Source organism: Treponema zioleckii, from assembly GCF_014737315.1.
Classification (GTDB): Bacteria; Spirochaetota; Spirochaetia; order Treponematales; family Treponemataceae; genus Treponema_D; species Treponema_D zioleckii.
In genome coordinates this window covers 1-14,815 of sequence record NZ_JPUF01000032.1, presented here as the reverse complement: position 1 = coordinate 14,815, position 14,815 = coordinate 1, and the positions used below count along the sequence as shown (strand labels likewise).

The 14,815-nt window shown below is 42.3% G+C and carries 11 protein-coding genes; 6 read left to right on the top strand and 5 right to left on the bottom strand.

Annotation, left to right across the window (positions count from 1 at the left end; genetic code table 11):
* Positions 1-61: 61 nt before the first annotated feature.
* Together JI65_RS09600 and JI65_RS09595 are read left to right on the top strand one after the other, a co-directional pair.
* Positions 62-661, top strand: coding sequence for a biotin transporter BioY (locus JI65_RS09600; RefSeq protein ID WP_191015733.1), 600 nt, complete (start codon positions 62-64; stop codon positions 659-661).
* Between the two features lie 12 nt (positions 662-673).
* Positions 674-1,366 carry an energy-coupling factor transporter transmembrane component T family protein gene (locus JI65_RS09595; RefSeq protein WP_191015730.1) on the top strand — a complete coding sequence of 231 codons (693 nt, stop codon included), beginning with the start codon at positions 674-676 and terminating at the stop codon, positions 1,364-1,366.
* 16 nt (positions 1,367-1,382) lie between these two features.
* Here JI65_RS09595 and JI65_RS09590 read toward each other — a convergent pair whose 3' ends face one another.
* The 3 genes from JI65_RS09590 to JI65_RS09580 all read right to left on the bottom strand — a co-directional run bounded on the left by JI65_RS09590 (position 1,383) and on the right by JI65_RS09580 (position 5,668).
* Positions 1,383-2,093 carry a DNA alkylation repair protein gene (locus JI65_RS09590; RefSeq protein WP_191015728.1) on the bottom strand — a complete coding sequence of 237 codons (711 nt, stop codon included), beginning with the start codon at positions 2,091-2,093 and terminating at the stop codon, positions 1,383-1,385.
* Positions 2,094-2,317: 224 nt separating this feature from the next.
* Positions 2,318-4,729, bottom strand: coding sequence for a glycoside hydrolase family 94 protein (locus JI65_RS09585; protein WP_191015725.1), 2,412 nt, complete (start codon positions 4,727-4,729; stop codon positions 2,318-2,320).
* A gap of 126 nt (positions 4,730-4,855) precedes the next feature.
* Positions 4,856-5,668, bottom strand: a complete 813-nt coding sequence (locus tag JI65_RS09580) for a helix-turn-helix domain-containing protein (protein WP_191015722.1) — start codon at positions 5,666-5,668, stop codon at positions 4,856-4,858.
* Between the two features lie 375 nt (positions 5,669-6,043).
* Between JI65_RS09580 and JI65_RS09575 the strand changes: the two genes are divergently transcribed.
* The 4 genes from JI65_RS09575 (at position 6,044) to JI65_RS09560 (ending at position 10,375) form a co-directional block, all read left to right on the top strand.
* A complete protein-coding gene (locus tag JI65_RS09575; protein ID WP_191015719.1) occupies positions 6,044-7,429 on the top strand; it encodes a type 2 periplasmic-binding domain-containing protein in 1,386 nt (461 codons plus the stop codon).
* 128 nt (positions 7,430-7,557) lie between these two features.
* Positions 7,558-8,526 carry a carbohydrate ABC transporter permease gene (locus JI65_RS09570; RefSeq protein ID WP_191015717.1) on the top strand — a complete coding sequence of 323 codons (969 nt, stop codon included), beginning with the start codon at positions 7,558-7,560 and terminating at the stop codon, positions 8,524-8,526.
* On the top strand, positions 8,523-9,359 hold the full coding sequence (locus JI65_RS09565; protein ID WP_197971932.1) for a carbohydrate ABC transporter permease: 837 nt from the start codon (positions 8,523-8,525) through the stop codon (positions 9,357-9,359). The genes JI65_RS09570 and JI65_RS09565 overlap by 4 nt, the downstream gene beginning before the upstream one ends.
* A 101-nt stretch (positions 9,360-9,460) precedes the next feature.
* Positions 9,461-10,375, top strand: coding sequence for an Rpn family recombination-promoting nuclease/putative transposase (locus JI65_RS09560; RefSeq protein ID WP_191015714.1), 915 nt, complete (start codon positions 9,461-9,463; stop codon positions 10,373-10,375).
* A gap of 141 nt (positions 10,376-10,516) precedes the next feature.
* On the opposite strand, the gene JI65_RS09555 is transcribed toward JI65_RS09560, so the two are convergent.
* Positions 10,517-11,722 (bottom strand): glycoside hydrolase family 5 protein, encoded by a 1,206-nt coding sequence (locus tag JI65_RS09555; RefSeq protein ID WP_191015712.1) that lies wholly within the window; start codon positions 11,720-11,722, stop codon positions 10,517-10,519.
* A 230-nt stretch (positions 11,723-11,952) separates the two neighbouring features.
* Entirely contained in the window at positions 11,953-14,265 is a 2,313-nt protein-coding gene (locus JI65_RS09550; protein WP_191015709.1) for a carbohydrate binding domain-containing protein, read from the bottom strand.
* Positions 14,266-14,815 lie beyond the last annotated feature (550 nt).

Here is a 14,815-nt window from a genome sequence, read left to right as displayed (position 1 = left end):
AGGGAACTTCGGAAAAATAACAGAGTTTTCGAGGTTCCAAAAAAATACAGGGGAATACAAAATGAATAAAACAGCTTTGCGAACAACTTTTATCGCATTATTTACCGCACTCATCTGCATTGGCGGAATCATTAAAATTCCGCTCGGACTCGTTCCAATCGTAATTCAGAACGCAATGTGCATTCTTACCGCAGTGATTCTCGGAGGAATTTTTGGCGGAATGCCGACTCTGATTTTCTTTCTCGCGGGCTTAATCGGGCTTCCAGTTTTTGCGGGCGGAACTGGCGGATTCGCATTTGTGCTCGGACCAACTGGCGGATTTTACATTGGCTATGTTGTCGCGGCGTTCATCGCGGGATTTATTGCGGGAAAACCTTCCGTAACAGAAAAAAAACTTTCTAAAAAAGTCGTGATTCGGGTAAGCCTTGCAATGATTTTAGGAATGGCGATTCTTTACATTCCTGCAATTCCTTGGTTTGCGCATTGGGCAACTGCAAACGGAAAAATTCCAGCCGAAAAAACAGCCCTCGCCTACACAATGGGCGCTGCCGTACTCCCGTACATTCCGGGTGATATTTTAAAAATCATCGTCGCAATTCCTGTCGCATTAAAAGTCCGCCCGATTCTTGCACAATATCTTTACGAAAAAGATTCAAAATAGGATTATTTTGAAATGATTCAAAAATATTCATCTTTTACCTACAAAGCGGGCAATTCGTTCGTTCATAAAATGCCCGCCTGGATAAAGATTCTGATTATCCCGATTCTCAGCGTGTTTTTTTTTAACGCACCGTATTACATTTCGCTCACGCTGTTTTTTGCGCAAATGATTTTATCGTTCAGCATAAAATTCACTCTCCGCGAGCAGATTTCTGATTTAAAACTAGTGCTTTACTTTGGACTTCTCTTGTACTCAGTTAATTTTTTTGCGACTGCGGCAAGCGAATTTTTTGACGAAAACAATGCGCAGAATTTGATTCAAGTTTTGCACACCTCGTTCCAAACTTGTCTTAAAAACACAGCGACAGCTTTAATGCTTTTAAAACTGCTTTGCGTTCTTCAAACTTCATCGATTATTTTTAAAACTTCAACGTCGCTTGAACTCCGTGAAGGCATCGGAAAAATCGAAAGCGCAATCCGGAGAATATTTCATCTAAAAGACAAAAATACGATCTCGCACATTTTTGCGTTGATACTCTGCTTTATCCCGATGATTTTCCACGTCTGGAATCAGGCAGTTTACGCATGGAAAGGCCGACACGGAAAAACGTCGCTCAGAATGTATCTTACGCTCTTTCCGGTTCTTTTTTCCGTCAGCATGAAAAACGCCTTTGACACCGCAAAAGCCGTAGCAATCAGGAGCTAAAAGTTCACCTAAAAAGTCAATTTGAACATTTTTTAGGAAGTTTTATTTTTAGAGTCCGCAAATAATCTTTGTGTTCTTTTGAAACGCGAAAACTTTCGATTGCTTTTTGAATCGCCTTGTTGTGCGTCCAGCCTTCAAGGCTTTTTTTTTGAATGTACGGCAGAGCCGAATCGTACTGTTTGGCAAGTGCCGTGGCAAAATACCAGGCAATCATCATATTTACGTAATATTCGTCTGAGCGCACCGCGGCGACTTTTTCAAGATATTTTTTGTCAAAATCCTCGTCCAAAAAATGCTGCATCAAAAGAAGAATTGCGTAACGAACTGTGTAAGTTTTTTTGGAGCAAATCCATTTTTCAATATAAGGCAAAAGTTCAGAATGATGTTTTTTGAAGATTTTTGGCGACATTTGATCGGTGGTAGCCCAACTTTCAACGAAGGGCAAGAAGTTTTCCAGGAGCGAAATGCAAAAGTCAAAATTTTTTTGAAGAGAGATTATAAAAGCATGAAGTTGATTTTCTTCAAAATATTTGTGCGGCAAGTCTTTTAAAAATTCAGTCCGTAAAAACTCGTTCTCTGGAGCGCAAAGTTCTTTTGCATACGAACGCAAGGCTGGCGTCCTAATTCCAATAACGCGGTCAGCCTCAACGTTTGGAATCAGCAACGCCATAAAGTCGCGGTATTTTTCATCTTTTAACAAAAACAAATGCTCGGTAATTTGACTCATAAGAAATTATACCACGAGTTGCAAACTTACAGATGTAAAAATCTGATGGTCGTCCGTTGCGGCGTTTCACAAAAAATTGCGAGCGGCGCGCGAGCAATAAAACTAAACCTCAAAGTCACCGCAGTGCTTGTCGCGGTGACTTTGAAACTCATGCAAGCCCGCTCACCAGAGCGCAAACGCACAAGTAAATTTGAATTCTCAAAGTCAACTTGTAGCGTTTCCTTTTACATCACTAATTTGATGTCCGTTTTTTCTGTCATCAGGTTTTCAGGAACGTAGTTGTCGTTCATGCGGGTGCCGTTTACGAAAAGTTCCGTAAAACCGCTTTCTTTTCCGTTCGGGTTTTCAACACGAATCGAAAGTTTTTTTCCGCGGAAAGTCTTTTCAATAGAAAATTCTTTCCATGATTTTGGAACAGACGGCGCAATGCGAAGTCCCGCAAAATCAGGACGCATTCCCAAAATTCCTTCCACGCAGCCAACCATAACGGTAGAGGCTGTTCCCGTAAGCCAATGAACATGGCTTCGTCCAAAGTGAGGGCTAGCTTTTCCTTCCGTAAACTGGCCGTAACAATACGGTTCGAGTTTTCTAATGTCCGCACGGTCGTTCTGAGCCGCCGGAGAGTTCTCGATAAAATACTTGAAGGCACTCTCGCCGTGTCCGGCAAGAGATTCAGCAAGAATAATCCAGCCTTGTGACTGAGAGAAGATTCCCGCATTTTCTTTTACGCCGGCATTGTAAATAACCGCAAGCGCACCTTCAAAGGCATGGCTATGATACGGAGGATTCATAAGAACTGCACCGTATTCGGTATTCAACTCGCGAGAAACGCTTTCAAGAGCTTTTTCAGCCTGCTCTTTTGAGGCAAGCCCCGAAATTACAGACCAGCTTTGAGGATTCAACCACATGTTGGCTTCAGGTGCAGTCCTAAGCCCGATTGTCTCCCCTTTTTCCGTAAAACCACGAATAAATCTGTCTTCGTTCCAGCAAAGGTTTGTAAGAAGATTCTTTAACTCAGCCTGCTTTTTGTTAATAAACTCAATGTACTCGCTGTCTTTTTTGTATTCCGCAAAATGACGGATAATCGTCATCGCATAGTAATACTGGAATGCGACAAAAGTTGACTCGCCATTTTTTCCCAATCGCAAGCAGTCGTTCCAGTCAGCATAAAGCCCTGCAGGAAGACCGTGAGGGCCAAGCCGCTCCATTGAGAACTGAATCGCACGCTTCAAATGCTCGTAAACAGTCGCGCTTCCCTTGTTGGCAAACGGAATTTCCTCATCAATGAACGAAAGATTTCCGCTCTCAGAAATATACTTGTAAACCGTTGGGAAAAGCCACAAAGCATCGTCAGCGCGATATGCCGGGTGACCGGTTTCTTTTACGTAACTTGCATCGTCAGGAGTGTCCTCGTGTCCGGCATTGTGAGTGAATTTTACGAGCGGAAGACCGCCACCGTTATCAACCTGCGCCGAAAGCATGAACCGGATTTTTTCCACAGCCATTTCCGGTGCCAAGTGAATGATTCCCTGAATATCCTGAACTGTGTCGCGGTAACCGTAACCGTTTCGGAGTCCGCAATAAATAAACGAAGCCGCACGAGACCAAATGAATGTCATAAAGCAGTTATAGGCATTCCAAGTGTTTATCATCGTGTTGAATTCTTTGCTCGGAGTGTTTACCGTAAAGCGTTCAAGTCGGCTGTGCCACCATTCTTTGAGCGCGCAAAGCTCTTTTTTGCATACTGCGGAAACGTCACCGTAGCGAGCAACAATCTTCTCAGCTTCATCGGAATACTTCATGCCAACGATGAAAGCCACAGTTTTTTCTTCGCCAGGGGCAAGCTCCACTGTGCAAGAAAGCGCGCCACAACTATTTTCATTGTAGGAAAGCTCGTTTCCAAGATTGCCTTTTTCTACTCCAACAGGATTTCCGTAGCCGTGGTAAGCCCCCAAGAAAGCTTCCTTGTCGCCGCAGTAAGAAGAAACTTCGGCACCAGCAAGGGCAAAGAATCGCTCCGTTACGATTTTGTTGTCAACAGGCTTGTCTTTTTCCACGTCGGCAAGATTTCCGTGAACCTGCTGCATAACGCGATTTTTCTCAAAATACGTTCGTCCTATAAAAAGTGAATACTGCAGATTCACCTGATCCTGCTCGTAATGAGGATTATTTGTGAATTCTGCGTAGCCTGTAAGCGTAAGGCTTCTTTTTTTATCAGTTTTGTTTGCGACAGTAAGCGCCCAAACTTCGTGTTCGGCATCAAGCGGAACATAATAAAGAGCCTCGCTCGCAATTCCTGCATACTCAGCTTTCATTTTTGTGTACGCAGTTCCGTGACGGCATTCGCTTTTGTACAAAGAAAGGTCCTTTCCCACCGGCTGCCACGACGCAGACCAATAATCGCCATTTTCGTTGTCACGAATATAAATGTATCTTCCAGGTTTATCGTCCGCATTAAAAACATAACGAAGGATTCTTCCAGCCGCGCCAGACTTTGCAAAGCTATATCCGCCGGCATTGTTCGAAATAAGCGCACCGTATTCTGGAGAGCCTAAATAATTTGCCCAAGGTGCTGGTGTGTCTGGACGAGTAATAACATATTCACGATTCTCATCATCAAAAAAACCATATTCCATATTTTTCTCCTAATTATTTCAATCGAGATTTCATTCACAAAATTTATTGAACGGAAAAGTCCAAATTAGAATTCAAAAAGCACACACTTTTCGTAGTATTTTAGGAGGGGCAAATGCTATACCATATCAATTTTTTGTTTTTTGTAACAAAATAATCGCAAAACGAACTTTCTCACCCAAAAAACTATTTTTATTTTCAATCATGCTCGTAAAATTCGTGCGGTAGTGCAAAGTCCTGAATTTTTTAGGCGTGATTCCGCAGGTTTTCTTGAACACGGCAATAAAATAGCTTTCCGAACTGAACTGCAAATAATTCGCTATGTCAGAAGTGCTGTATTCCGTGAACATGAGCAAATTCCTTGCAACTTCGATTTTTTTGTTCTGAATGTATTGGGCAATCGTAATTCCCACCTCGCTGTGAAAAAGCTTTGAAATATACGAAGTGCTAAGCCCGGCAATATTCGCAAGGTCGTCCAACGAGATTTTTTCGTGAAGATTATCGTAAATATAATCAATACATTGAGTTACAGGTTTTGAATACAGACGCTGTTTTTTCTGCTGCTGCATACGCTTAACATACGCCTCGCAAAGTTCCTTATGAATCATCCGAACGCTGTCTTCGTCGCCGCAAGTATCAATCTTTCGAATATAAATGTCGCTCAAATTATATGCGGCTTCCATCTCAAGACCAGCTTCGATTACATAACGAGTAATCATTGCCACTGTAATTATCAGATGATATTTTAGATTGCGAAGAGGATTCTCGCTCAGTTTGCCAAAGCCCTTAACGTTGAGCGGCATGAACAAACGCTGCATCTCTTCCATATCACCATTTTTTATGCTCTGAAAAAAAGCCATCTCACGGTCATACGGAATATGATTAATCAAATATTCTCGATTCTTAAATTCAGTCTTTGTAAGTTCGTCTTTTATTCCCATATCGCATAAACCTTTGTCAAAGTCGAATTAAAAATTCAAAGTTGACTCTAAAAACTTCAATTTTGTAGCCAAACTTTGAAAACGTGAAATTTTAAGTTCTGCTATTTTCCGAACTTAAAAACCGCAGGCATATCTAAAAACAAGTATTTTAAATTTTTACCATGCTCTCAACTTTTAGACTACACCGTTTTGAAAAATTTACAAAACAAAAAGTATGTATTTTTACTATTTTTTCTTTTTTTTGTATTATTTTTTAGGTATTTTACAGACTTACTACTTTTTTAACAAAAAGAAAAAAGTATCTTTTTTAGTGTACAGTTGTGCTACAACGTTGTATTATTATAGTTATAATAAATAAATTGTTAGGAGGAAAAAATGAAAAAGTTTATTCCAATTTTGGCAGGAGCTACAATGTTAGCTACTTTGACTGGCTGCAATGAGAAGAAACCTTCAGCAGAAGCAGAAACAGTTTCGAACAATTCCGCAGAGCAGGCTGCCACAAGCGCAAGCGCTCCGAAGAGCGCCGAGGGAAAAGTTTTGAACATCTATGCTTGGAACGAAGAATTCCAGGGACGATTCAACACTTATTACAAATCAAAATTGCCAGCAGACGTAACCGTAAACTGGCTTATCACACCTTCACAGGACAGCGCTTATCAGAAGAAACTTGATGAAGCCCTCCTGAACCAAGACAACGCTTCTGACAATGAAAAAGTAGACATTTTCCTTGTAGAAGCTGACTACGCTCTCAAATACGTAAATTCAGAATTCACTCTCGATGTACTCAAAGACATCGGTCTTACAAAAGAGGACATCAAAGATCAGTACAAATACACTCAGGACATTATGACCGACAGCAACGGCAACTTGAAAGGCTTGAGCTGGCAGGCTTGTCCGGGCGGATTCATTTACAGACGCTCAATCGCAAAAGACGTTCTTGGAACAGACGATCCAGAGCAGGTAGGAGAACTTCTTTCTGACTGGAACAAATTCAATGACGTTGCGGCTCAGGCAAAAGAAAAGGGCTACTTCATGCTCTCAGGATATGATGACGCATTCCGCGCATTCAGTGACAACATGAAGACTCCTTGGGTAGTAGGCAACAAGATTCAGATTGATGAGCAGATCAACAAATGGATTGCTCAGACAAAAGAATACACAGATCTCGGATACAACAACAAAGCTTCATTGTGGTCACCAGAAAGCTCACAGGGAATGGGCGCAAAAGGTAAAGTATTCGGATACTTCGGACCTGCATGGTTCATTGACTTCTGTATGGCTCCTGCTTCTCTTGACAACCAGGACGCACCAAAAGAAATCGGTAACGGTTCATACGGCGACTGGGCATTCTGCAAAGGTCCTCAGTCATTCGCATGGGGCGGAACATGGATTTGTGGTGCAAAAGGCTCAGACAACATCGGGCTCATCAAAGACATTCTCAAGACTCTTACTTGTGATGCAGACGTAATGACTGACATTGCAAAGAATTCTGGAGACTTTACAAACAACATTCCTGCAATGGAGCGCATTGCAGCAAGCGATTATCAGAATCCTTTCCTCAACGGACAGAACCACATCAAGTTCTTCCTTGACTCGGCAAAGGCAATCGATAAGACAGCAATCTCTCAGTACGATCAGGGTATGTCAGAAAAACTCCAGGCAACAATGAAAGATTACTTTGACAACAAAGTTTCTTTGGACAAGGCTTGGGAAAACTTCTACACAGCTATCCTTGAAATGTATCCAAACTTGACAAAATAACAAGTTAAGAAAACGCTGATTAATAGACCTGTTCGGCAACCGAAAGTTCCAAACAAGTCTATTTTGCCCCCGAAAACGATTCGGGGGCATTAATCACTATTTTCTTAAGCAAATCAGAGAGGCTTGCCATGAACAATAACGAAAACAAAGCTGTCAAAAAAAATAAGAAAGTCGATTTTAATAAATGGGGATATTTTTTCATTGCACCGTTTTTCATTGTGTTTACAGTGTTCTCCCTGCTTCCTCTGATTTCGACATTCACGAACAGCTTGTATGAAAACTACCGCATAGGCTTACAAACAATAGGTCCACGCTTCGTAGGTCTTGCAAACTTTAAAGCTGTATTCGGAAGCGACATTCTTCGCTACATCGGAAACACCTTTATTTTGTGGATGGCGGGCTTTATTCCGCAGATTCTTATCGCACTGTTGCTTTCAATCTGGTTTACAAGCACAGAGTTGCGCTTAAAATGCAAACAGTTGTTCAAAACTGTTATCTACATGCCAAACTTGATTATGGCATCAGCATTCGCAATGCTGTTTTTTACGTTGTTCAGTGACAACGGTCCTATAAACAGCATCCTTCTCAAATTCGGATTCATACATGAAAACATCCGATTTTTGAGCATGGAAAAATGCACCCGCGGACTTATCGCTGCTATGAACTTCCTTATGTGGTATGGAAATACCACTATTTTGCTTATGGCAGGAATCATGGGAATCGACACCAGTATTTATGAGGCAGCAAGAATTGACGGAGCAAATCCGCTCCAGACATTCTTTAAGATTACGTTTCCGTTGCTCATGCCGATTTTTATCTACGTTCTCATCACGAGCCTTATCGGCGGAATCCAGATGTTCGACGTACCACAGATTTTGACAAACGGTGAAGGAAACCCTAACCGTACCAGCATGACGTTGATTATGTACTTGAACAAACACCTTGCCAACAAGAACTACGGTATGGCCGGTGCAGTTTCGGTAATAACGTTCGCGCTGACAAGCGTATTCAGTTTTACGGTCTATTCAATGACCATGAACAAATACAAGGGAATGGGCTCAAAAAGTTACAAGGGAATGATTGGAGGTAAAAAATGAGAATGATAACCCAAAGGAGAAACATTGCGTACTTTGTGCTCATTGTCCTAACAGTACTGTCGCTTTTGCCATTTTTTGTGCTCATAATCAATGCGACACGGAGCCATGCGCAAATTCAAAAAGGATTTTCACCATTTCCAGGAATTTCTTTTGGTTCAAATCTTGTTAAATTGCTTTCAAACCCAAACATGCCGGTGCTCAAAGCACTTATGAACAGTGTATACGTTTCTGTAATGGCGGCACTTCTTACAACATATTTCTCTGCAATGACCGCCTACGGAATTTACATGTACAATTTTAAGCTCAAGAGCGCAGCTTTCAAATTGATTATGATGATCATGATGATTCCAACACAGTGTTCAACGCTCGGTTTTTTGAGTTTGCTTACAAAACTCAAGATGATTGACACTCTTGCAGCTCTTTATATTCCTGCAATAGCCGCCCCGGTCGTATTCTTCTATATGTATCAGGCGATGCAGGCAATGCTCCCCTACTCCATTGTGGAAGCTGCCCGCATAGACGGTTGCAACGAATTCAAGATTTTTAACACAATTGTATTGCCGATGATGAAGCCAGCCATAGCTGTCCAGGCGATTTTCGCTTTCGTAAGCTCATGGAACAACTACTTCGTTCCTGCTTTGGTCATTAACAGCAAGGCAAAAAAGACAATCCCGATTTTGATTGCCCAGCTCCGCAGTGCCGACTACCAGAAGTTCGACATGGGACAGGTTTATATGATTATCTGTATAGCGATTATTCCGCTGATGATTGTGTATCTTTTCCTTTCAAGAAGCATTATTAGCGGCGTTGCTGTTGGTGCCGTAAAAGAATAGCATTCATTCGAAGTTTATAAAAAAGGCAGTCTGCAAGATTTTACTTTGCAAGACTGCCTTTTTTTATGGACTTCCGCACTCAAAGAGCATATATTTAATTTATGGGAGCAAAGGACGCAATTCAAAAAACACTGAAATCCTACAACGATGTTTTTGCAGATATAGTGAATGTCTTGCTTTTTAACGGCGAACAAGTCATAAGCGAAAACGAATTGACGGACGCACAGCCATTCTCGATGTACAAGATGGACGGGGATGTTCGAAGTCAGGAGCGCGACGTTGCGAAATACTGGCAGAACAATGAATGCCTGAGAATCGGTTTTTGTGGCATGGAGAATCAAACCATACCTGAAAGGGATATGGCACTGCGCGTAATCGGATATGACGGAGCCGCCTACAGAGCTCAGCTTTCAGCGAAGAAACAGACTGAAAGATATCCCGTAGTAACGATGGTGCTCTATTTCGGAACAGAGCATCACTGGAATGTCTCGAGATCGTTAAAAAAGCGACTTTCGATAAACGAAAAACTTGCACCATTCGTAAAGGACTACGAGATAAACCTTTTCGAGCTGGCTTGGCTAACTGACGAGCAGATTTCGATGTTCAGGAGCGACTTTCACGAGGTCGTGGAATATCTCCGCGCCAAGAGGCTTCACGTTCGGTACGAAGGCTCGCAGAATCAGATAAGGCACATCGAGGAAATCTTGGAGCTTTTTCGAGTAATGTCGGGCGATAATTCATTCAGAGACATAGAAGAAAAGGTTTTGACCACAGCAAAGAAAACTACAGGAGGTGTAAAAATGTGCGATGTAATTCAAGCAATAAAACAGGAAGGTCGTAGCGAAGGATTCTCTTTAGGTCGCAGTGAAGGCTTTGCAAGTGGTGAAAAATCTGCGACGGATAAGATTCTTGCATTGTTTTCTAAGCTTTATGCAATGGGACGCAATGAAGACGTTCAAAAAGCAACTAATGACCGTGAGTATCTCAAAAAACTCATGGATGAATATCAAAAATAGACTTTAGGGCGGCAGCCAAGCAGGACTTTTGTTCCCGCAAGGCTGCCTTTTTTTATGGAAAGTTAGTTTCTATAAGATAACTTTAAAATCACGTTCAGCGAAAGGCTGGACGATGGGCACCTAGGAAAACTAACAGAGTTTTTAGAGTTTCCCTTTAATCATTTCGTTGATTATCGTAGGAAAATACCATGTACAATCTGACCTTTTGAAATATCCATGACATTCAGCTTTATCAGTACCAGTGCCACCGCTTTGCGTAGAACACACCATATTATCCCAAAGTACGACAGGAACTCCAGCAGATTTTGCCTGATTAAAATAATAGGTAGCCCACTTAACACGCTCTTGAGTATTTCCCTTGTCACTTGCACTAGCTTCTCCAATAACAACAGGGATATTTTTTGAGAGATAAGCGGTTTTTAGAGTAGAAAAAAGCCAAACTATAGAACTTTTATGAGAATCAGAAAAACTATTATCATCGCCCATGCAGAACTCATACGGTGTATAAGCGTGCACAGAAACTATCAATTTTCCACTTACGCTGTCTTCTGGCAATGACCAGCCATCGGTCATATTAGGACTAGCCGCATAAGGCGGAATCATAATGTATCGGCTTGCATTCTTGCCACCAGTTGAACGAATTGTTTCAAGGGCAAGTTTTTCGTATTCCATAATTATTTTGTTCGCAGCTTTTACTTCGTTCGTGTAGCTTCCTGTGTTCCATTCGTAAGCAGTTCCAATGCAGCGAGGTTCATTAAGAACTTCAAAAATAAGATTTTCATCATAATCTTTGAAATTCGTTGCAACTTGCCGCCAAATAGCTTTTATGTAATTCTTAGAAGTTTGTTTTAATGATGAATTAGAACTTGTTGGAATACAGAATCCGTATGACGTGGACCTTTCAGCTTCGGTAAGATTATCATGGTGAATGTTTATTATCACCTTCATCCCATCATTGAGTGCCCAGTCAACTACAGTCTTTACTCGTGCCATCCATTGAGAATCAATTGTGTAATTCTCATCTGTAATGTGGTTGTGCCAGCTTACCGGAATTCGGATTGTCTTGAAGCCTTTCTTCGCAACAGCTTTAATCATCGCCTCGGTCGTTTCTGGCATTCCCCAGCAAGTCTCGGTCGAAAGCCCTTTGTTCGTTTTTCCGGCAGAGGAATAGTGAGCGTCGAGCGTGTTTCCAAGATTCCAGCCGATTGAAAGTCTCTTTGCAAATTCAAGACTTGTCATACCAGACGATTTTCCAGATTCCCCAAACGGTTCATCTATCTCGTCTTCAACTCCGGCAGAATGACTTCCGCACGAAGTGCCAATGAACAACATTGGAGTCAAAATCAAAAGTCCCCAAATTTTTTCATAAAATCCCCTTGCATAAAAAAAGGCGGAATTATCCAAACATTCAATTTATGCCAAGCCCGTTTTTGTAAAATGACATTCTGAAATTATTGGATAATTCCGTCCTTATATTTTTTGTTTTCTATGTATCGAATCTTAAAGAAGTGTCATGCTGAATTTATTTCAGGGAACCTCTTTTTTTATAGATTCCGAATCAAGTTAGGAATGACAACTTATTTTTTCTCATCCCGCTGGACTTCTTCAACCACAATCGAGTCAATGTAGACGTGATGTGTTGTGTTGATGATTTTGTCAGAAACTGCCCCCATCGAAATCGTAAAGATAACGTTCGGGTCGGTTTCTTTACCCATCTGGAACTGCCAGCTGTAATCTTTGAGTTCTGGCCCCACTTTGAACTTTAGATTGTTAGAATAAGGATCCCAGTTATCATCCTTTGAACCGTCGCGCTGCAAAGCGAGCATAATCATTCGCTCAGTGTCACATTTGGCTTTTAGGCTGATTTTGTACAATTTGCCTTTTTCAAGGAGACAGCCGTTCTGCTTGAGCTGAATCATCCAGTCCAAGTTTCCAGTCTTGTCAATTGTCACTTCTGCCTGTTTTCCGTTCGCACCAGTCGTAATCTCAACGCCCGCATTTGCGTTCTGATGTGCGTAAAGTTCCCAGCCAGTCATGTCCTGACCAAAATCACCGTTTACGACTACGCAATTTTCTTTTACGTAAACGTTGTCAATCCAGAGCGTAGCTCCGTCAGTTCCCAAAAGAAGCTCAAAATCAATTTGAGTGTCTTTTTCTGGAGCGTAAATCCACTCAAAATGACTCGGTTTTACGGTTTTTGCGTTAGAATCGCGCTTGTTCTGAACAGGAGGATTTGCAATGACGCGCTCAGTTTTTGTAATTCCTGCAAAACGTGCCGTGAGTTTCGTAGTTTTTGAAGCGAACGCATCAAATTTTACGATGTATGCTTTTCCGCCTTCAAGCTTCAAGCCGGTCTGTTTTACAACAACGCCGTCAGCCGCAGTTTTTTTTGGAGAAACGACTTTGAGCATTCTCGCCCTGTCCTGAGTTACGCTAACTTCCGCACCGGCTTTGTTTTCGATTTTCCAGCTTCCGAGACGGCCTTTGCCTTCCTGGAACTGGCCGTTAAGAATGTAGTTTCCGTCAGGCAAGCAACTTTTTCCGTTCGAAAGGTCAACTTCACCGATTTTTTCAAGACGAATATTTTCGATGTGAATAGCAGCTTTTGAACCTTGCGCACCGCAGTTGTATTCAAGTCGGCATTCAGAATCTGAATCGGCAATCATGTTGAACTCATACGAGTAGTGTTTTAAAGCCGTTCCGAGTTTTACTTTTACGTCACCGAACCGACGTTCGTAGCTGTTGTTCGGAGCCGTGATTCCAGTAATCATCGTGCGCTCAGAATCTGCATAGGCATCGAAAGAATATCGGTATCTGTATCCTTTGTTCAGTGCCACATGTGGCTGAACGTACTGAATCGAATATTCAAGCGAACCTTCGTTCTCTGTGGTAATCACGTGCTTGCTTCCGTCACTGTTTACCGAGCCAACACCGCCACCGGCTGTAAGGAATTCATAAGCCGCCTTTCGGTTTGAAATCATGTTTCCGCTCAAATCTGTCTGAGCAACTACAGGCGCGCGGGCAGGTTTTTCTACGTCCTCGTTGTATGATTTTTTCTGATAGACTTTTACGTAGTCTACGTACATTTTTGCGTCGTCTTTGGCAGGGTCAAAGTTTGTGGTTTCGTCAGGATATCCAACCCATGAACCGCCGACTGCAACGTTCAAAATAACGTAGAATGGCTGGTCGAACGGAGCCGGATAGGTCTGCTCGCCAAATCCCTGTCGTTTTGTGAACCAATCATTTGCGGTCTTGTAATTTACGCCGTCACAATACCAACGGATTTCGCCAGGTTCCCATTCAACAGCGAACACGTGGAATTCATCAGAGAAATTTCCGTTTGAAAGCGTGTGAGTTCCCTGAACCATTCCATGCGGCTCACCAAAGTGAATCGTTCCGTAGAGTTTTGAAATGTCATCTCCGAGGACTTCCATAATGTCAATTTCGCCACACTTTGGCCACTGACCGTAATAGCTTTCGTCGTCAGGCATCATCCAGAAAGCCGGCAAGAAGCCTTTTCCCTTTGGAACGCGGAGACGTGCCTCAAAACGACCGTAAGTGAACGCATGTTTTCCCTGCGTGTTGATTCGGCCAGAAGTGTATTCAACAGTGCCGTCTTTTTTTTCACTTTTTATAGCCTGAATTACAAGGCATCCGTCTTTTAGGTACGTGTTCTTTTTTGAATCATCGTAACTCTGCAATTCGGCATTTACCCAACCAGGTGCGTGGAACTCGTAATTCCAGTCTTTTTTGTTTAGTTTTTTTCCGTTGAAATCTTCTTTCCAAACCAAATCCGCATCCGTGTAGGCAGATGGCTTTCCCTGCGAAATCGCAGTCCCAGCAGACAAAAGGGCTACAGACGCAAGCAAAGCGATTTTGCTTTTTTTCATAAAATTCCTCACTTTTTTTTAGATTCAGGCAGAATCCCCGCCCGTGCTTTCTCTTGAATTCTAAAGATGAATAGTGATATAACTATCGTTTTTTTGCTGGAAATATCAAACTTTTTAAGGAAACTAACGGGAGCGGTAACGGGAGCGGAAAGGTTGACTTGTATTCTTTAAAATCAGTTTTACCGCTCCCCAACAGTTTTTCTTCGAAAAACTGTTGCTTTGGTGGGGGCACTTACAGGGGCTTCGACCTCGCCGCGACAAGCACGGCGGCAAGGTCGAGATCCAGTTTTGTCGCTCGCGCACCGCGAGCAACTTTGGGGGAGTCGTGTCAACTTGCAGATTGCGCACCACCTCGCGTATCGGGCTTTAAGCTATGCTAGGCAGCTTACGAACATTTTTGCTGGGCGAGGCGCGTAAATTAACGCTGATTCTCGCTGATAAATCGTATCAGTCTTCCTGTTGTCATTCCGAATTTATTTCGGAATCTCCGCATTACGTCGTGCGGTGGTTGAGCTTGTCGAAACCACGGAAACACTGCAAGTTCACTTTT